The organism is Blautia sp. OM07-19 (assembly GCF_003481595.1).
GTDB classification, from domain to species: domain Bacteria; phylum Bacillota; class Clostridia; order Lachnospirales; family Lachnospiraceae; genus Blautia_A; species Blautia_A intestinihominis.
The window spans coordinates 435,855-454,666 of record NZ_QULA01000001.1; the positions used below are offsets into that span (position 1 = coordinate 435,855).

Consider the following 18,812-nt stretch of genomic DNA (forward strand, 5'->3'; position numbering starts at 1 on the left):
GCCCTGGTTATTCCCTGTATGTTGATTTCCTATATTCTATATCAGAATTCACAGGAAAAATCAAAACAGTCCATGGCAGAAGATATTCAGCATACGCTGACAGAAAACATGGCATCTGTAGAAGGAAAACTGGATGCAGTTTCTGATGCGGGTGTATCGTTAAAATTTGCAATGGAACAGAACAATGTGGTGATGATTCCTGACCTGAAATGCAGGGATATTGATATTTACTCTCTGGTGCAGAAAACTTTTTCTACCTATACTTCTCTGCTGGATGAGACATATAATGTCGGCGGATTTTCTGGATTTTATCTTTATTACCCATATCGGCAGCTGCTGTTGGTATCTGATGCTACTTTTTTTCAAAATGTTCTGTCAAATACGATGGACTGTTATCAGGCAGAAGTGGGTAAATGGGGAATTGCGACACCCTATCAGAACATTATCTGCAATCCGACATTGGGAAAATATTTTAATGATTATGATCTGGTGCGAAATTATGAAATTCGTGACGAAGAAGGCAACGAACTATATCTGACTGCCTGCGTGGATGAGCGTTATATCAACAGGCTTTTGTCTGCAAATTTTCAGATTCAGCCGACCTGGCTTGCAATTCTGGATCCTTATGGAAATATAGTAAGTACCAAAGAACAGCAGGATTTCAAAAAAGTCAAAGATCCCTATACAGATATCATAAACTATATCACATCAAAAGAAGATGAACAGATCGGAGAACTGAAAATTGATGGAAGAAATTACATATTAAACTGGAACTATTCTGCAGCAAATAACTGGTATTATGTGAGTGTGACAGATGCAGGAAAGATTCTGTCAGAAAATGGTTTTCCAGATGAAATCAAAGTTTTTGCATTTGTATTTCTGACAGCAGTGGCCTTTGGTGCAGCCTGGACTGTAAATGCAATGATAGAAAAGAGAAATGAGAGAATGCTGTCGGTTCTTCATGATATCGAAAAACAGGTTTCGGAGAATAAAGTTCCGGATGTACTGCAAAAACCGGAACAAGGACGACAGGCAGATGAATATATAGAAGTCAGTGACGAATTTTACAGGATGACAGAACGTGTATGTAATGTAGCGAGGGCAGCTCTTAAACAGAAGGACAAAGTTACAATGACAACGATCCAGATGCTTCAGACAGAACTGGATCCGCATATGCTGTACAATTCACTGGAATCTGCGTACAGCATTGCAAAAATCAACAAGCAGGAAGAAATTGCACAGCTTGTTATGGCATTATCAAAATTTTTCCGGATCGCAGTATCAGGAGGAAAGCGGATCGTAACCTTCAGAGAAGCGTTTGAACTGTCAAAGCAGTATATCATAGTACAGAATGTGCGGGTCAATAATAAGATCACATTTGTGTATGATATCGATCCGGAAGTGGAAGAACTGGTGGTTCCGAAGTTCCTTCTGCAGCCATTGGTGGAGAATGCGGTAATTCATGGATTTCGAAATAAGAGTGACAAATGGAAGATAGAAATAACTGCTTTAAAAGAAAAAGACTGTGTACAGATTACCGTAAAAGATGATGGAATTGGGATGAGTGAAATGGAGCTGGAAAAACTGAACGAAAAGATATGTGATAATACTTTTGAGAATTCTATGGGAAACAAAGGATATGCACTCAGAAATCTGAATTATCAGATCCAGCTTCAATATGGGGAACGTTCCGGGCTTACGATCCGAAGTACTTATGGAGAGGGAACCACAGCAGTAATCAGACTGGAAAATATTTCTGAAGTGGAGAAAGGAGTTGTGTGATATTGCGGCTGTTAATTGCAGAAGATGAACTATGGCTACGAAAAAGGCTGGTATCGACAATCGACTGGTCATCATATGGGATTTCAGAAGTTTATGAGGCAGAAGATGGAGGCGAAGCACTGGAAATCGCACTGAAAGAAAAACCGGATATTGTGATTACAGATATCAGAATGCCGGAACTGTCTGGAATTGATCTTATGAAAAAATTAAATGAAAACTCCATATTTTCCAAAATGATCGTAGTAAGTGGGTATGATGATTTTGAATATGCACAGGGAGCACTCCGCATGGGTGCAATAAACTATCTTCTGAAACCGGTGGATGAAGAAGAACTGCTGGATAGCGTCAAACGTTGTGTGGAAGAACTGAAAAAAGAAAAAAATAAAGAAACAGTGTTTGATAAACAGTCAGCGGCATCTGAAATGCTGATGGAACATATTTATGAAGATCTGATTTTTGAAACTTCAGAAAAACGAACAGAAGAACTTCTGCAAAAATTAAGCAGGAAAGAAATAGGTTTTCCATTTCAGTCGGCAGCAGTTGTGAATATGCAGGTCAGAGAGCATACCTTTTTTGTGAATGATAAAGTGAAATCAGATATGTGGTCTGTGTACCAGTGGCTCAGACGAAATCTTCAGGAAGACTGCTATGAATGTCAGTATCTTTATATGAGAGGAAGCCAGATCGTACTGCTTTTATTCGGGGATGATCTGGAAGCGAAGTTCATGGAGCGGGTAGAAAACTGGGTTCAGTTGATTCGTGAGGCATTGCAGAAGGAACTGAATATATCACTGTTTATGGCAGCAGGAGATGTGACTGATGATTTTTCTGGAATCCACAGATCTTATGAAATGGCACAGAAGAAGATTAAAGAGAAACGTGCCGAAGAAAAAAGAATCCTGGCACTTCGTAATCAGGAGACAGAGCAGGAACTGAATACCAGATTTGATGATGTTTATGGAGAATATGATTTTAAATTGCTGATTAAAGAAATCCGTAATGGAGATTCAGAAAAAGCACAGACAGAACTTCAGGCGATTCTGCAAAGTTCCTCCAGACGTCTGCAGAGTGCAGATATGATGAAACTGCAGTTGTTTTATATGAATTTTATTAACAGGATTGCAGGAGCATGTCTTCCGGAGTGCGAGGCGTATGCAGATGAACTGGCGATGCAGTGCATGACTGTCATGCGGGAGCTGATTTATATTGGAAGCGATACGATTGTAACGGAAATGTGGGACTGCCTCAGAAAATTTGTCGAAAAACTTGTAGAAGTCTATCAGGAAAACAACGGGAAAAGAAAGCACTGGATGATTGATCAGGTTCTGCAGTATGTAGAAGAAAATTACAATACAGCATTGTCCACCAGGGATATTGCCGGCCGCTTTTTTATGAATACTTCGTATTTCAGCAAACTTTTTCACGAACAGATGGGATGCACTTTTTCAAATTATCTGATCAATGTAAGGGTAGAAAAAGCAAAAATGATGCTGACTCAGACAAATATGAAGCTGTACGATATTGCTGAGGCGGTAGGGTACACGAATGTACAGTATTTTTCGACCATATTTAAGGAAAAAGAAGGACTGACACCATCTGCATTCCGGCAGATGCGTTCTGCGGTAAAAGATGAATACACAGGAAAGTGATAAGAATGGAAAAAAGAAAGAAAATAGGGCTTCTGCTTTTGGCTGTCATTGGTATTACTGTCGCTTTGATCTGGGGAGTCCGGATACAGGAGATGAAAAACGAAAATACAGAAAATTTGGCAGATGAAGAGAAAAATGATGATTTAAAAGGGACGACAATTGCATCTGTAATTCTTCTGGAAGATCAGACCGAAAAAGTAATGCAGACTGCCATGCGCGTTACAGCAGAAAAATATGGGGCAACCGTCATTGAAGGGCAGAGCGGTGGAGAACTGGAAAGGGAAACACGACTGCTCAGTGACTATATGGAGCAGGGAGTGGATGCAATCTGCATTTATCCGGTCAGTCCGACGGGATCGCTTGCAGGTTTGGAAAATGCGGCAAAACAGGGAATTGACATTTATTCTGTGGATCTGAGCATGGAAAGTAAATGGCTGACAGGATATTGCGAAGCGAACCAGTACAATATCGGACAGATGGTTGGAAAAAAATGTGCAGAGTATATCCGGGAAAATTTTCCGGACAGGAAGCCAAAAACTGCAATCATCCAGTTCAGTGCACTGCTTCCGGATACCAGTAAAAGCCGGACGAGAGGATTTTTGTCCATGACACAGAGTCTGATTGATGTTGTTCAGGATGTGGATGCCTGGGATGCAAGTACATCGACACCAATTGTCAAAGAAGTGCTGGATGCCAATCCGGATCTGGATATGATCTTCTGCGCGAACGAAGGCGGTACAGTCGGAGCCGTTATGGCGGTGCAGAATGCGGGACTGAAGATTCCGGTGTTTGGAATTGATATTACGGAGCAGCTGGTGAACATGATGCTGGATGATGATAATATCCTGCAGGCACTTGGTGGTCAGGATCCGGTACAGCTTGGGGAACGTTCCATGGAAAATCTGTGCAGATATCTGATGGGAAAGGATTATGAATCTGAAATTGTAATTCCGGGAATTCTTCTGTCGAGAAGCCGTCCGGGAGAAGCAAGAGACTATATCGAAACGATGAGACAGATTCTGGAACAGGGCAAAAAATAACCAGAAAACAGATAAAAAAACAATAAAATAAAACAAATTTAACAATGAACAGTAATGCGATACGGTGAAAATCACCAAAAACATTACTGTTTTTTTGCTTTATAAAAACAAAAATGACAAACAAAAACCAAAAGTGGAAGATAGATTAAAGTGGTCAGCCTGCTATAATTTGATTAACAAAAACGAAACGGAAAACAATATGAGCAACAGAAGAAAAGTGAAATGTATGGGGTGTGAGTATGGAAACTATTTTGGAAATGAAAAATATTTCTAAACACTTTTCCGGTGTAAAAGCTCTGGATAAGATCCAGTTTGATCTGAGAAAAGGAGAAATCCATTCACTTCTCGGAGAAAATGGAGCCGGAAAGTCAACCATGATAAAAATTCTTGCGGGAATTCATACACCGACAGAAGGACAGATTTTTATCAATGGTAAAGAAGTAAAAATTGAAAAAGTAAGTGATGCAAAAGAACTTGGAATTTCAGTTATTCATCAGGAACTGAGTCTTGTTCCATATATGACAGTTGCAGAGAATATTTATCTCGGCAGGATGCCATCCAAAAAGAGTGGATTTGTAGATGACAGGAAACTGGAAGCAGATGCTTATAAAGTTCTGGAAAGACTGGGCGTTCAGGATGTGATCCACGTAAATGATTATCCGGCAAATCTGACAGTAGCACAGCAGCAGATGGTAGAGATCGCAAGAGCACTCTCGGTTGACAGCAAGATCCTGATCATGGATGAGCCGACAGCATCTCTTACCGAGCGTGAGACAGTACAGCTTCTTGAATTTGTTCAGATGCTTAAGAATCAGGGAGTTGCAATCATTTATATTTCACATCGTATGGATGAAGTATTCCAGATCTCAGACAGGATTACGGTGTTCCGTGATGGGCAGTACATAGCAACCAGGAATATTGGGGAGGTAACTTACGATGATGTGATCCGTCTCATGGTTGGACGTGAAATGAAAGATGTTTATCCGGAAGTAAACCTGACAAAAGGCAAAGAACTTCTGAGAGTGGAACATCTGGATGATGGGAAATTTCTCAAAGATATTTCATTTGAACTGCATCAGGGTGAAATCCTTGGCTTCTACGGTCTGGTGGGAAGCGGCAGAACAGAGATTATGAGGTATTTGTTCGGTGTGGATAAAGGAGCTGCTTACAACGCATGGCTGGAGGGCAGAGAGTTTAAAGTATCAAATCCAAAGGAAGCAATTGAAGCAGGCATTATTCTGGCACCTGAGAGCAGAAAAGAACAGGGTCTGGTTCTCATACAGGATATTCGGTTTAATACAGTTCTGGCGATTCTGGACAAACTGATCCACGGAGTAAAAACAGACAAAAAGCAGGAAACAGAGATCGTAGAAAAATATATGAAAAAAATGCGGACAAAAGCAACTTCTGCAGCGCACATTACAGGGCAGTTATCCGGTGGAAATCAGCAGAAGGTCGTTCTTGCAAAATGCCTGGCTACCAACCCGAAGATTCTGATTCTGGATGAACCGACAAGGGGAATTGATGTAGGGGCAAAATTTGAGATCTATAAAATGATCACAGAGCTGGCAGAAGAAGGGGTAGGAATTATTTTCATATCATCAGAACTTCCGGAGATCCTGAATCTTTCAACAAGAGTGATTACAATGCATGAAGGACAGAAGACAGGTGAACTGGCAAGAGAAGAACTGTCAGAAGAACTGGTATTAAAATATGCAACAGGAGGTGCCAACAAATGACAACAAAGAAGGAAAAAATCTCCGGAGGCGTTCCAAAAAATCCGGTTATGAAGTATTTATACCTGAATAAAGGCATTCTGGCAGGAGCACTGGGAATCTTTCTCGTATTTGGATTTCTGACAGAATTTAAATTCTGGGGAAGAGCAAATGTTATCAATATTTTAAGAATCACCAGTCTTGACAGTATTGCAGCATTTGGTGTAACGCTCATCATTATCACAGGTGGTATCGACCTTTCTGTTGGTGCGCTGATGGCATGTGCAAGTACCTATTGTGCACTCCTGATCTCCAATGGTTTGCATCCAGCAGGTGCACTTCTGGTAGGTGTTCTGATCGCAACTGTGTTTGGTGCAATAAACGGTGGAATCGTTGCAAATACAAAAATTCCACCATTCATTGTAACTCTTGGAACCATGAACATTGGACGAGGAATTGCCTACACCTGTTCTGCAGGTACACCGATTCGTATTTCCGGTGATTTCGGAGAAATCGGAAACGGATATTTAATGAATACGATTCCATATCCGATTATCTATACAGCTGTTATTCTGGCAATCACTTATGTTCTGCTCAATAAGACAAAGTTTGGCCGTGAAGTATATGCAATCGGCGGAAATGCAGAAGCTGCCAGATTCTCAGGAATCAACAGCAAAAAAGTTATCTGGATCGTATATACATTTGCTGGATTTTTGTATGGTATCTATGGTGTTATCTCCTGTTCCAGACTGTACAGTGGACAGCCGACACTTGGACAGGGATCAGAGCTTACTGCAATTGCAGCTGCAGTTGTAGGTGGAACCAGTATGAGTGGTGGTGTTGGAAGAATCGGAGCCACTTTTATCGGCGCACTGATCATGGATCTTTTAAGCAGTGGACTGAATTTCATGAACGTGCCGTTCTACTGGCAGTATGTGTGTCAGGGCGTTGTAGTTCTCGGGGCAGTATTCGTTGATCTTCAGATAAAGAAAAAATAAAAAATTAATATAAAAAACAAACAAGGGAGGATTCAAGGATGAAAAAAAGGTTAGTAGCAGTTTTAATGACAGCAGCAATGGTATGCAGTATGGGAAGTGTGTCCGCAGTATCAGTATTTGCAGAAGAAGAGACCGCAGAAGCCGCAGGGGATGAAGATGTGGTTTATGTAGACCCTCTTGAAGCGGAAGATGGACTGCCGTTTGCTGCTACCGAACTGAGCAAAGGCAAAACAATCGGTGTTTCTGTACAGACACATGCAAATGCATTTTTCCTCGCAGAGATCGACGGTGTTAAAGCTACACTGGAAAAAGGCGGTATTGATGCAGAAGTGATCGCACCTGACCCGGCAAATGATATCAACACACAGGTAGAGGATATCACACAGATGGTTGCCAGAGGCGTAGATGTTATTTTTGTAGATGCTCTTGACAAAGATGGAATCAAACCTGCACTGCAGGAAGCAGAGAGAGCTTCCATTCCTGTAATTGCGATTGATTCCAACGTAGAAGATAAAGATCTGATCGCATCTATTGTAGAATCTGATAATGTGGCAATGGGAAAAATGGCAGCGCAGACACTTTGTGATTCCATTGACGGCGAAGGTGAGATCGTAGTTATCAACTGGTCAACACTTCAGGCAGTACGTGAGCGTGTAGAAGGTCTTAAATCAGTGATCGAGGAGTCTTATCCGAATGTAGAGATCGTAGCAGACCAGGATGCTTTTGGTGTAGTAGAAGATGCACAGAGTATTATGGAATCCTTCCTTCAGACTTATCCGGATGTAAAGGGAGTCTTTGCAATCAACTCTCCGACAGCACAGGGTGCAGCGGCAGCAATCAAGGCAGCAGGTCTGGAAGGCAAGATTTCTGTAGTAGATATCGATGGTGCACAGAATGATATCGATATGATCAAAGAAGGACAGATCCTCTGCTCACCGGTACAGTTCCCGAAGACGATCGCAAACAAAGCAATGGAATGTGCAGAACTTATCTGGGCAGGAAAAGAAGATGAGGTTGCAAAACATTACTATGTAAGCGGCGACAACATCACAGAAGAAAATCTCGACCAGTATGACGGAAGTACATACTAAAGGAAATCCTGCATTAATTAAATATAGTTTCAGGTAAAAGAGAAAAGCACTGCAGGATAACGAGGGAATGTTATTATGTGGTGCTTTTCTGAATAAGGAGTGCTGAAAGATATGGCAGTAAAAACAAAATGGGCGATTATCGGGACAGGATATATCGCGAATCAGTTTGCATCCGGAATGCGTGCAGTGGAGGATGCGATTCTGGAAGCTGTTGTTTCCAGAAGTGAAAATTCAGGCAAAAAATTTGCACAGAAATATGGTTGTGAAAAAGTCTACACAGATCTGAAAACAATGCTGGATACAGAAAAAATCGATATCGTATATCTGGCAATTCCGAATTCCTGTCATTTTGAATATATTATGGAGATTCTGGAAAGAGGAATCCCTGTACTGAGCGAAAAACCAATGGTTGATAATGGAAAGCAGCTTACGCAGGTTTTGAACAAAGCAAAAGAAAAGAATACATTCCTGATGGAAGGCATGTGGACGAGATGTTTTCCGGCAGTCATACAGACAAGAAACTGGATCAAAGAAGGACGGATCGGAAAGCCACTGACAGTCCGTGCCGGCTTTGATATTAAGCCGGATATTGATGACTGGCAGCCCTGGAAAGCCGGAATCAAATATGCAGCAGGTGCACTTCGGGATGTTGGAATTTATTCTCTTGGAATGGCGTATCTGGTATTCCCGGAAGGCCCACAGAAGATTTATTCCAATATGAAATCAAACGGAGAGGTAGATGAATGTTTCCAAATGCTTCTCACGTATTCAGAAGGCAGAGCAGCAATACTGAGCGGAGCATTTAATCAGATAGGAAATGCAGAAGTGGAGATCGTGGGAGAGGAAGGCAGGATCCTGATAGGACCGGAATTCTGGCATCCGACCACGGCAAAGCTGATTTTAAACAATGGAAAAAAAGAATGTTTCAGTGAGGAGTACTGTGAAACAGGATTTCAGTATGAAATACAGGAAGTTATGAAATGTCTGGAACAGGGAAAGAAGGAGTGTCCGCATTTCACCTGGAAAGAGTCGATCGCAATTGGAGAACTGATAGAAAAGACCCGAAAAGAATGGGGAATCCTTTATGCATCAGACTGACGCACAAATTCAGAAAGGGCAGATTGAGTATGAAAGAAATATTATTAATGGCGGTTGACCTTGGTACAAGCTTTATCAAAGCAGGGGTTTACAATACAGAAAGTCAGTGCATTGCAATTGAGATGGAACCTGTGAAAGACTACCGTCCAAAGCCGGGAGTTTTTATTCAGAAAGGAGAAGAACTTCTTGCATCGGTAATTGCGTGCATGAAAAAAGTCGGAGAAAAAATCGGTGACAGAAAGAAGAATATCGCAGCGATTTCTTTTACCGGACAGATGTCAGGATTCATGGGAGTTGATAAAGACTGGAATGATATCACAACCTGGTCCTGTTCCCTGGACAGCCGTTATATGCCATATGCAGAGCGGCAGATGAAAGAATTAAAAGATGAGTTTCTGAGAGTCGGAGGAACCAACTTTCCACAGATGGCACCAAAGGTAGAATGGTTCCGCAGCGAATATCCGAAAGAAAGCGAAAAGATTGCGAAGTATCTGATGATCAGTGGCTATGTAATCGGAAAACTGGGCGATATCTCTACAGAAGATGCAGTAATGGACAGATCGTTTACAGAGTGGACAGGACTTGCAGATGTGCAGAACGACCGTTGGTCAGATGAAATCTGTGATGCGATCCATCTGGACCAGAAATATCTTCCGAGAATCGTAAATTCAAATCATATCTGTGCACATCTGAACAAAAAAATGGCAGCAGAGTTAGGGTTTACAGAGGGAATTCCGCTGGTTTCCGGTGCAGGTGACAAAGTAGCAGGATGCCTGGGGGCAGGAATTGTGGACTATGGTGATACGATTTTTGAAGCTTCATCTTACGGCGAAGTCAGCACCTGTGTACCGGAATATCGACCGGATATGGAAGAACGCAGACTGGATGTTCTGCCATCGGCGATTCCAGGTGACTTCTATGCGACACACTTTGTTGCAGGTTCAGGAATTACACTGGACTGGTTTATGAACACTTTTGTGAAACACGAAGGAATCACTTCCAAAGAGATGTTTGCACAGATGGAAGAAGAAATGAAAAACATCCCGCCTGGATGTGACGGACTGATGGCGATCGGACTCCTTGGAGGAAATTCCATGCCATCTGATGGTGCACTTCGTGGAATGTGGATGGGATATGACTGGAGCCACAGCAAAGCGCATTTTTACAAAGCTCTGATTGAAAGCTTTACTTATGATTTTACGTTATGTATGAACAGCATTGAGAGACTGTATCCGGAATATACGATTGATCTGGTCAAAATTATAGGAGGCGGTGCAAAATCACCGGTCTGGACGCAGCTCAGTGCAGATATCCAGAACAAAAAGTATACGACCATCAACAGAGATGACGTGGCAATGTGGGGCGTATCCATTCTCGCCGGAAATGCAATTGGTGTATTTGGAGATCTTAAAGAAACCGCAAAGAAATTTGTAAGCAGCAAGACAATCTACACACCAGATCCGGAGAATGGAAAACGGTATTATAAATACATGAATCTGTATAAGAAATATGTGACAGAGCTGCATGATTTCTATAAGAGGATCCAGGATCTTGCGAATGAATAAAGGCTGACAGGAGGAACGGAGAAATGAGTTTGACAAAATCACAGGTAGAATCTATTGTACGGAATACAATTACAGAATATGTATCAGAAACAACTGTTTCCGGCAAAATGAAAGCATATGTGATGAATGAAGAAAGAAAAATGGTGATCAAAGAGATGCCGGAACCAGTTCCGAAAGCAGATAACATGATTGTAAAAATTAATTATGCATCTATCTGCGGAACCGATTTCAGAACTTTTATGAAAGGCAATGCCAAAATTACCCCACCGAGGATCATGGGACATGAATCGGCAGGAGTTGTAATACATGTCGGTGCGTATGCAGAAGGAAAAGGATTCAAAAAAGGAGACCGTGTAACGGTAGCACCGGCAGTAGGATGCGGCAAATGCTGGTCCTGCCAGACCGGTCACACCAATATGTGCGATTCTCTTAAGACATTTGGTTTCCAGTATGAAGGTGCTTTTGCAGAAAAAATGGAAATTCCGAAGCACGTTATTGATATGGGAAATGTGATCAAAATTCCGGACAGTGTTTCTGATATGTCAGCAGCACTTTCTGAACCGGCAGCATGTGCATTTAACGCACAGACCTATCTGAATATTCAGCCAGATGATTATGTAGTCATCTATGGAAGTGGATACATTGGCTGTATTCATGCAGAACTTGCCCGTCTTGCAGGTGCATCCAAGATTATCATGGTAGAAATTGCAAAACCAAGAATTGAGATTGCAAAGAAAATGATTCCGGACATTATCGTAATCAATCCGAAGGAGCAGGACACTGTAGAGGAAGTGAAACGAATCACGAACGGAAGAGGCGCAAATGTTGTAATCACAGCACTTTCTGTTCCGAGTGCCCACACAGAAGCACAGATCATCGCAGCCAAGAGAGGACGAATCAGCCTGTTCGGTGGAATTGCAGGCGACGGAAAAGGATATCTGGACAGTAATCTGATTCATTACAAAGAACTTTCCATTCATGGTGTTCATGCAACTACCGCAGGAATGATGAAAGAAATCATCAGATATGTGGAAGAGGGGAAACTGAACCTGGAAAAATATGTAACAGATGTCTATGATCTGAAGGATATTTCAGAAGGCTTCCTGGCAATCAGAGACAGAAACGCAATGAAAGTACTGGTTCACCCATAATCTTCCGATAAATATTGACTTTTTTAAAGCAATATGATACTCTGAATCAAGAACGAAAGTTACTTAATGCGTATCATTTGTTCATAGAAAGGCTTAGGATGAATGGAGGAAGTCAATATGAACTACAAAGAATTGTACCAGCCTGCACATACCATCATTGGTAAGGGCTGCATTCAGGAGATACCAAGATATATCGATACCATAGCCGGAAATAAGGCGCTGGTCGTTACGGATGAGGGATTGTATAAGATTGGTACAGTGAAGAAGGTAACAGATGTTTTGGATCGTGCCGGTAAACCGTATGCGCTGTATACCGGAGTTAAGCCAAACCCGACCGTATCCCTGGTCAATGAGGCGAAGGCAGTTTACGACAGAGAGGGATGCGACTACCTGATCGGAATCGGAGGCGGTTCCCCGCTGGATGTATCCAAAGCAATCAGTATCCTGGCAAAAAACGGCGGTAATATCGAAGATTACAATGGACTTGACAAATCAAAGAAATCCGGTGTTCCGCTGATCGCGATCAATACAACAGCCGGAACAGGATCAGAAGTTACCAGAGCATATGTAGTAACAGATGAAGTTCGTAAAGTAAAGATGCTGATGGTCGATGCACACTGCCTTTCCTATCTGGCACTGAACGACCCGGCACTGATGGTGGATATGCCGGCACCCCTTACCGCAGCTACCGGAATGGATGCTCTGACCCATGCGATCGAAGCCTATGTTGCGAAGTCGCATTTTCCGTTTACTGACGGTCTGGCACTTGAAGCAATCGGACTGGTAGCCAAATCCCTGCAGAAAGCCTGCGAAAATGGACGCGACATGGATGCAAGAACAGATATGTGCTGGGCAGAATATATGGCAGGGCTTGCTTTTTCCAATGCAGGACTTGGCATGGTACATGCGATGGCTCATCAGCTTGGTGGATTTTATAATACACCGCATGGAGTTGCAAACGCGATCCTCCTTACACACGTAATGAAATTCAATCTCCCTTCCTGTAAGGAACGCTATGCAGATATTGCACGTGCACTCAAGATCAATACAGCACATATGACACCAGATCAGGCAGCAAATGCAGCAATCACCTATATTGAACAGCTTGCAGAAAGAATACATATCCCGAAATTATCAGAGACTGCATTCAAACCGTCGGATGTGCTGACACTTTCTCTTCATGCACTCGAAGATACCGGAATGCCGGAGAATCCAAGAGAAGCAACCCTTGTAGATGTACAGAAAGTGTTCATGGACGCATACTACGCAAAATAAATAAAAAAGACAAACAGGAAATGCCCCCTGCATTCAGTTTGAAATGCAGAGGGCATTTTGCTGTTTGATACATATCGAAAAGACAACTAAAGTGAACTGGCAGTCTATACAGCATCGGCACAGAGCTGCTCATCCTTGCTGAGAACCCACTGTGCAGTCTCTTCGTTTGTGATCAGGACATTGACGATCTTACCCTTAAGTGCACCGAGGATACAGTCTACTTTGCTGAGACCCTGGGCAACACCGATCCGGTATTTCTTATTTCGGATATCCTCAAGCGGGACAGCGGCTGTGCGCTGATCCAGTTCCTGATCGCAGATATTTCCGTTAATATCAATGAGATGTGTACAGATATCGCCGACTGCACCTCTGGCAGAAAGCTCATCCATCTTGTCCTGGCTGATGTAGCCGGTATGTACAAGTGCACTCTTAGGTCCGAAAGAACCCATAGTCACGAGTGCGATGTTGGCATCACGCCCATACTGGAAAACTTTGCCCATGTTGTGATCCTCCTCCAGAAGATCACGCATTTTCCTGGAATCGAGAACTGCCGGCATCGGAAGGATAAAAGAAGAACTTCCGAGAGCGGTAGAAAAATTCTGGGCGATCTCTGTTGCAAAAACGTTCTTGTTCAGATTGCTGACACCACCGCAGAGCTGGACATTGATGATATCACGAAGATCATCTCTGCGGATCAGTGCCTTGGAACATTCGTAAACAGTGGCACCCCAGGAAAGGCCAATGATATCACCATCCTGAAGAATGGTATCAAGATACCTGGCTGCTTCCAGTCCAAGCCGGGAAAGGGATGCAATTCCCTCGGACATCGGAACGATCCGGACTTTCTCCAGACCGAAATGCTCACGAAGATTTTTCTCCAGAGGAGTTTCGATGCTTAAGGGGTCTATTACCTGAACCTTGACAATACCATTCGATTTGGACTCGTTCAGGAGTTTGGAAATATATGGACGGGAAAGTCCAAGTTTCTTCGCGATCATTTCCTGACTGTAATCATTCTCGTAATAAAGTTTAGCCACTTTAACAAGCAGCTCAATTCGTTTGTAATCTGGCATAAGCTGTGTTCTCTTTCTTTTTCATAATATTTTCGATAGTTCTACTTACTGCGAGTATAACACAAATTGTTCTGTATCGCAATAAGGCTTTTGTCAATTTGTTGTCAAAATATTCGTTTAAAATAAAACTATTGGCTGAAATGACGAACGAAAATGCAAGAAAAAAATGTTTATAATGCAAAATAGAAATAAAACAAATTATTAACGAGCAAAAAATGGATAAACTCCCAAAAAGTGATTGACAATATCAAAATCGTATAGTAATATTCAATTATAAACAAACGATACAAGTGCAGTAACAAATGTTCATAGTAACAAATGTAAGAACAAAAGAAAATAGAAAATTCCGATTTTATTAGCGCGGAGGTTAAAGATGGAAGCTTATTTTATGGGGATAGACACCGGAACTCAGGGCGTGCGGATTGGAATCAGCGATACCAGAGGAAAACTGATCTTTGAGAAGGAACAGAAATGGGAGACAGAATTTCCAAAGGTTGGATGGGCTGAACAGAATCCGTTGAACTGGTGGGAAGCTGTCAACGGAATTTTTGAACAGATTGCACACACATTGGATTCTGAGATCCGACAGAATATCAGAGCCTGTTGCGTATGTGCTACCTCTACCACTGCTATTCCGGTAGATCGGGAAGGCCGCCCGCTCATGAATGCCATGATGTGGATGGATGCCCGGTCAAGAAAAGAAATGCAGGAGATCAACGATACCGGTCATCCGGTACTTGATTACTGTGGCAAGGAGACATCCTTCGAATGGATGATTCCCAAAGCACTCTGGATCAAGAGACACAGGAAAGATATTTATGATGTCTGTTACAGGATCGTAGATCAGCTTGACTGGATGAATTATCAGTTATGCGGGGAGTGGTCAAGTTCAATCTGCAATACAACCTGCAAATGGAATTATGTTTCTTCCATGGGCGGTTATCAGAGAGATTTTTTTGAGCAGATCGGTTTTGAAGATTATGAAGAAAAACTGACCATGCGGGTCGACAAGATTGGGGATCCGGTAGGAACCATTCGCCCGGAACTCAGTGAGAAATATGGCTTTTCCAGAGAAATGCAGATCGTGCAGGGCGGCATTGACGCCCATATGGCAATGTTTGGTCTGGATGTCCTGAAGCCAGGCAAGCTTGGCGTTATCATGGGAACAAGTTTCGTACATCTGTGTCTTTCTGATGAGAAACCAGATATGAAAGGTATCTGGGGACCTTACGATGGAGCAGTCCTTGATAATATGTGGCTCCTTGAAGGCGGACAGATTTCTGCCTCCGGACTGGTAAACTGGTTCCGGCATAATTTCCACATTCCGGAAAAGGACGGCAATCCATATGGAAACCTTCTGGGAATTCCAGATGAGATTCCGATCGGTGCAGACGGAGTTACCGTACTCGATTTTTTCCAGGGAAACCGTACACCATATAAGGATGCAATGGCAAAGGGCGTGATCTTCGGTCTGAACATCAAGCATACATGGAAACACATTTACCGGGCAGTTCTGGAATCTGTTTCCTACGGAACACAGAATATTATCCGAAACTTTGAAGAACAGGGATATCCGGTAGAATCCATTACAGCATGCGGAGGCGTAACCAAAGACCGCCGCTGGCTGCAGATGATCTCAGATGTTACCGGAAAACCGATCATTGTAAATGAAAATATACAGGCAGGTGTCCTTGGCTGCTGTGTTGTAGCGGCATCCAAAGGAAGATTCTACGATGATTTTCAGTCAGCAGCAGCCCACATGATAAAACCGAAATTTATTGTGGAGCCGGATATGCAGAACCACGAAGAATATCAGCCATATTTCCATAAATACCTGGAATTATATGAAAGCCTGAAAAATCTGATGCATCAATAAGCAGAGGCAAAGGAGGAGTACATAGTGCAGGAACGTGACAACATTCTGGAAATGCGAAAGATCGATAAGTTGTTTCCAGGAGTTAAGGCATTGGATGGAGTGGACTTTTCGGTAAGAAGAGGCGAAGTACACTGTCTGATCGGCGCCAATGGAGCCGGTAAATCTACATTGATGAAGATTCTTTCAGGAGCTTATGTAGAGGATGGCGGCGAGATCATTTTTGACGGTGAGAAACTCAAACCGCATGGAACACTGGAACGTAAGAAAAAAGGCATCTCCGTTATTTATCAGGAACTTTCTCTGGTAAATGAACTTACGGTAGGTGAAAACGTATATATCAACAATTACCCGAAGACAAAATTAGGAACTGTAGACTGGAAAGAGGTCTATAAGAAAACACAGGAAATTGCAGATGAGATGAACATGCAGATCGATGTCAAAGCCAAAGTCAGCAGCCTGAACATTGGCCAGAGGCAGATGACAGAGATCATGAAGGCACTTGCCAGCAATGCGAAGCTGATCGTTATGGATGAGCCGTCTTCAACACTTTCCAAACGAGAGTTTGAAACACTGCTTCAGTTGATCAAAGACCTGAAAGCCAAGGGTATCACTCTGATCTACATCTCACATCATCTGGAAGAACTGTTTATGGTCGGAGACCGTATCACGATTCTCCGCGACGGCAAGTTTGTGGCCTGTCGTAACGCATCAGAGATCAACGAAGATCATCTGGTGGAATACATGACAGGAGCCAAAGTCAGCCAGAAAAACGAATATACAGAAGCAAAACCTCTGAATGATGAAAAAGTCCTCGAAGTAAAAGGGCTTACCAATCATAAAGTACGGAATATTTCCTTCGATCTTCATAAAGGAGAAGTTCTCGGACTGTATGGTCTGGTTGGTGCGGGCAGAACAGAAGTTATCCGTTCGATTTTTGGAGCAGACCCATACGAAAAAGGAGAAATCAAGCTTCATGGCAGACCGGTACATTTCAGACATACCGGTGAGGCGATCGCAAACAAGATCGGTCTGATCCCGGAGAACCGCAAGACACAGGGACTTGTCCAGATCCTTCCTGTCTGGGAAAATATGACAATGGTTGCACTTGACAAGTGCAAGAAAAATGGAGTCATCAACTATGGCGTGATCCGCGAAACCTGTGAACTTTATAAGAAGAGTCTCAATGTAAAAACACCGTCGATCAATACGGTTATTCAGAACCTTTCCGGTGGAAATCAGCAGAAGGTCATCATTGCGAAATGGCTGTTCCGTGACTGTGATATTCTTCTGATCGATGAGCCGACACAGGGAATCGACGTTATGGTAAAAGAGGAGATCTACAAGATCATCCGTAACCTCGCAGACGAAGGTAAGAGTATGATCGTGGTTTCTTCAGAACTGGATGAACTGCTTCGAATCTGTGACAATATCATTGTAATGTTCGATGGCAAAGAAGTCATGACTTCATCAAAAGAAAACTTTAATCCAGACAAAATTTTATCAGTATCTGTTACGGGGAGGAACGAATCATGAGAAAAGAACCTATGAAGATCGGCGATCTGCTTAAAAAATATAACTTACTGGTACTGCTGATCGTATTTATCGTTATTGCTTCTATATTATCACCAAATTTCCTGACAATCGGGAATGTACTGAACCTCTTGCAGCAGGCATCAATACCGGGAATCGTAGCCATTGGTATGACCCTTGTAATCATCATCTCCGGTATTGATCTGTCTGTTGGATCTGTTGCAGCGTTTGCAGGAATGATCAGTGCGATCCTTGTAAGTAAAAATGTTCCTATTATTATAGCTGTACTTGCAGGTGTGGTTCTCGGAGCGGCACTTGGTCTTGTTACAGGTATCCTTATCGCCAAATTCGGACTTCCGGATTTCATTGCTTCCCTTGCAATGATGGAGATTGCCCGAGGTGCGGCCCTTCTGACTACACAGGGTGTCCCTGTTTTCGGACTTTCAAATGAGTTCAAATTCATCGGCGGCGGTTTTATCGGCAAAGTATCTGTCAGCGGTATCATTTGGATCATTCTGACGATCTTCTTTGCACTGCTTCTGAAATATACATCCTTTGGCCGAAGCCTGTTTGCAATCGGCGGAAACCGTGAGGCAGCAACACTTTCCGGTATCAAAACAACAAGAAACTATGCGATCACTTATGTTCTCTGTGCAGCCCTGGCAGCGTTTGCAGGTGTTCTTACCGCATCCTGGCTGGCAACAGGACAGCCGACAGCAGGTGATGGAATGGAACTGAATGCGATCGCAGCATCCGTAATCGGCGGCGCCAGCCTTTCTGGTGGTATTGGTTCCATGCTTGGAACATTCGGTGGTGTATTCCTTCTGCAGATCATCACCAATATCTTTAACCTTGTAGGTCTTGCTTCTTTCTATCAGCAGATCGCCAAAGGTATCATTATCATCGCAGCTCTTCTTCTTAACAGAGCTATCGATGCAAAAAAATAACAGAATGATGAAGTACAAGGGG

General features: G+C 42.7%; 14 protein-coding genes. 13 read left to right on the top strand and 1 reads right to left on the bottom strand.

Going from position 1 to position 18,812, the window contains the following annotated elements:
• The first annotated feature begins 72 nt into the window (after nucleotides 1-72).
• The 10 genes from DXC01_RS01945 to DXC01_RS01990 all read left to right on the top strand — a co-directional run bounded on the left by DXC01_RS01945 (nucleotide 73) and on the right by DXC01_RS01990 (nucleotide 13,364).
• Nucleotides 73-1,782 carry a sensor histidine kinase gene (locus tag DXC01_RS01945; protein ID WP_158583609.1) on the top strand — a complete coding sequence of 570 codons (1,710 nt, stop codon included), beginning with the start codon at nucleotides 73-75 and terminating at the stop codon, nucleotides 1,780-1,782.
• A gap of 2 nt (nucleotides 1,783-1,784) precedes the next feature.
• Entirely contained in the window at nucleotides 1,785-3,431 is a 1,647-nt protein-coding gene (locus DXC01_RS01950) for a response regulator (RefSeq protein WP_158583610.1), read from the top strand.
• A gap of 5 nt (nucleotides 3,432-3,436) precedes the next feature.
• Entirely contained in the window at nucleotides 3,437-4,471 is a 1,035-nt protein-coding gene (locus DXC01_RS01955) for a substrate-binding domain-containing protein (RefSeq protein ID WP_118698096.1), read from the top strand.
• A 239-nt stretch (nucleotides 4,472-4,710) separates the two neighbouring features.
• On the top strand, nucleotides 4,711-6,210 hold the full coding sequence (locus tag DXC01_RS01960; RefSeq protein WP_173905253.1) for a sugar ABC transporter ATP-binding protein: 1,500 nt from the start codon (nucleotides 4,711-4,713) through the stop codon (nucleotides 6,208-6,210).
• Nucleotides 6,207-7,184: an ABC transporter permease gene (locus DXC01_RS01965; RefSeq protein WP_022214821.1), complete on the top strand. Its 978-nt coding sequence runs from the start codon at nucleotides 6,207-6,209 to the stop codon at nucleotides 7,182-7,184. Before DXC01_RS01960 ends, DXC01_RS01965 begins: the two co-directional genes overlap by 4 nt.
• A gap of 38 nt (nucleotides 7,185-7,222) precedes the next feature.
• On the top strand, nucleotides 7,223-8,275 hold the full coding sequence (locus DXC01_RS01970; protein ID WP_118698097.1) for a substrate-binding domain-containing protein: 1,053 nt from the start codon (nucleotides 7,223-7,225) through the stop codon (nucleotides 8,273-8,275).
• 111 nt (nucleotides 8,276-8,386) lie between these two features.
• A complete protein-coding gene (locus DXC01_RS01975; RefSeq protein WP_118698098.1) occupies nucleotides 8,387-9,373 on the top strand; it encodes a Gfo/Idh/MocA family protein in 987 nt (328 codons plus the stop codon).
• Nucleotides 9,374-9,402: 29 nt separating this feature from the next.
• Complete coding sequence (locus tag DXC01_RS01980) at nucleotides 9,403-10,938, top strand: xylulokinase (protein ID WP_022214818.1); 1,536 nt, start codon at nucleotides 9,403-9,405, stop codon at nucleotides 10,936-10,938.
• Between the two features lie 23 nt (nucleotides 10,939-10,961).
• On the top strand, nucleotides 10,962-12,089 hold the full coding sequence (locus DXC01_RS01985) for an alcohol dehydrogenase catalytic domain-containing protein (protein ID WP_022214817.1): 1,128 nt from the start codon (nucleotides 10,962-10,964) through the stop codon (nucleotides 12,087-12,089).
• A 117-nt stretch (nucleotides 12,090-12,206) separates the two neighbouring features.
• Complete coding sequence (locus tag DXC01_RS01990; protein WP_022214816.1) at nucleotides 12,207-13,364, top strand: iron-containing alcohol dehydrogenase; 1,158 nt, start codon at nucleotides 12,207-12,209, stop codon at nucleotides 13,362-13,364.
• Nucleotides 13,365-13,468: 104 nt separating this feature from the next.
• Here the strand turns inward: DXC01_RS01990 and DXC01_RS01995 are convergent, their stop codons facing one another.
• Entirely contained in the window at nucleotides 13,469-14,437 is a 969-nt protein-coding gene (locus DXC01_RS01995; RefSeq protein WP_022214815.1) for a sugar-binding transcriptional regulator, read from the bottom strand.
• Between the two features lie 373 nt (nucleotides 14,438-14,810).
• On the opposite strand from DXC01_RS01995, the gene DXC01_RS02000 reads away from it, so the two are divergent.
• The 3 genes from DXC01_RS02000 to DXC01_RS02010 are packed head-to-tail and all read left to right on the top strand — an operon-like array spanning nucleotide 14,811 to nucleotide 18,790.
• Nucleotides 14,811-16,313, top strand: coding sequence for an FGGY-family carbohydrate kinase (locus tag DXC01_RS02000; protein WP_118698100.1), 1,503 nt, complete (start codon nucleotides 14,811-14,813; stop codon nucleotides 16,311-16,313).
• Between the two features lie 24 nt (nucleotides 16,314-16,337).
• Nucleotides 16,338-17,846, top strand: a complete 1,509-nt coding sequence (locus DXC01_RS02005) for a sugar ABC transporter ATP-binding protein (protein ID WP_022214813.1) — start codon at nucleotides 16,338-16,340, stop codon at nucleotides 17,844-17,846.
• On the top strand, nucleotides 17,843-18,790 hold the full coding sequence (locus DXC01_RS02010) for an ABC transporter permease (protein WP_118698101.1): 948 nt from the start codon (nucleotides 17,843-17,845) through the stop codon (nucleotides 18,788-18,790). Before DXC01_RS02005 ends, DXC01_RS02010 begins: the two co-directional genes overlap by 4 nt.
• Nucleotides 18,791-18,812: the final 22 nt, after the last annotated feature.

Coding starts and splice junctions, on each gene's coding strand:
- DXC01_RS01945 (WP_158583609.1), top strand. CDS start 73: ATGGCAGAAGATATTCAGCATACGCTGACAGAAAACATGGCATCTGTA.
- DXC01_RS01955 (WP_118698096.1), top strand. CDS start 3,437: ATGGAAAAAAGAAAGAAAATAGGGCTTCTGCTTTTGGCTGTCATTGGT.
- DXC01_RS01960 (WP_173905253.1), top strand. CDS start 4,711: ATGGAAACTATTTTGGAAATGAAAAATATTTCTAAACACTTTTCCGGT.
- DXC01_RS01965 (WP_022214821.1), top strand. CDS start 6,207: ATGACAACAAAGAAGGAAAAAATCTCCGGAGGCGTTCCAAAAAATCCG.
- DXC01_RS01970 (WP_118698097.1), top strand. CDS start 7,223: ATGAAAAAAAGGTTAGTAGCAGTTTTAATGACAGCAGCAATGGTATGC.
- DXC01_RS01975 (WP_118698098.1), top strand. CDS start 8,387: ATGGCAGTAAAAACAAAATGGGCGATTATCGGGACAGGATATATCGCG.
- DXC01_RS01980 (WP_022214818.1), top strand. CDS start 9,403: ATGAAAGAAATATTATTAATGGCGGTTGACCTTGGTACAAGCTTTATC.
- DXC01_RS01985 (WP_022214817.1), top strand. CDS start 10,962: ATGAGTTTGACAAAATCACAGGTAGAATCTATTGTACGGAATACAATT.
- DXC01_RS01990 (WP_022214816.1), top strand. CDS start 12,207: ATGAACTACAAAGAATTGTACCAGCCTGCACATACCATCATTGGTAAG.
- DXC01_RS01995 (WP_022214815.1), bottom strand. CDS start 14,437: ATGCCAGATTACAAACGAATTGAGCTGCTTGTTAAAGTGGCTAAACTT.
- DXC01_RS02000 (WP_118698100.1), top strand. CDS start 14,811: ATGGAAGCTTATTTTATGGGGATAGACACCGGAACTCAGGGCGTGCGG.
- DXC01_RS02010 (WP_118698101.1), top strand. CDS start 17,843: ATGAGAAAAGAACCTATGAAGATCGGCGATCTGCTTAAAAAATATAAC.